Origin of the sequence: Bradyrhizobium sp. sGM-13, from assembly GCF_018398875.1 — a bacterium.
GTDB lineage: Bacteria > Pseudomonadota > Alphaproteobacteria > Rhizobiales > Xanthobacteraceae > Bradyrhizobium.
On sequence record NZ_JAGWDK010000182.1, the window covers coordinates 1 to 533 of the forward strand.

The following is a 533-nucleotide window of genomic DNA, read 5'->3' on the forward strand; positions in this document are numbered from 1 at the left end:
CCGCGGATCAGCGGCCCGCGCACCAGATCAAACAGCGTGCGCGCCTCTTCCTGGCACAGCTCCGACAGCGCCGCCTCCGCGTCTGCCCGGCCCCGCAGATCGTGCTCCACAACCGGCAACCCCGCATCCGCCGGCAGAACCTCAACCCAAGGCTCACCCTCCGACGCGACAAAAATGCTCCGCAGCGCCTCATGCCGCGCCACCAACTGGTCAAGGCTGCGCTGCCAGGCGCTGCGCTCGAGCACACCTTTGAGCCGCCACGCCAGCGGAATGTGATAGTTCGTACTGCTCTCGTCGAGCTGCGCCAAAAACCACAGCCTCTGCTGCGCAAACGACAGCACAAATGGCGCATCGCGCGACACAGCCACAATGCCCGGCAGATCTTGTGGACCGGAGCGGCTCAATGTCTCGACAACGCTCCCCGCCAGGTCGGCCAGCACCGGCTTGGCGAACAGCGCCGTAAGCGGCAGCGCTACACCCAGAGCCTGCGACAGCCGGCTCAAGAGCCGTACCGCCAACAGCGAGTGGCCGCC

Annotated in this window: 1 protein-coding gene; it reads right to left on the reverse strand. The window is 66.8% G+C overall.

Annotated elements, in window-relative coordinates; translation table 11 throughout:
• The coding region (locus KJQ96_RS38685; RefSeq protein WP_249727412.1) for a condensation domain-containing protein at positions 1–503 on the reverse strand (503 nt) is incomplete at its 3' end.
• Between the last annotated feature and the right edge of the window lie 30 nt (positions 504–533).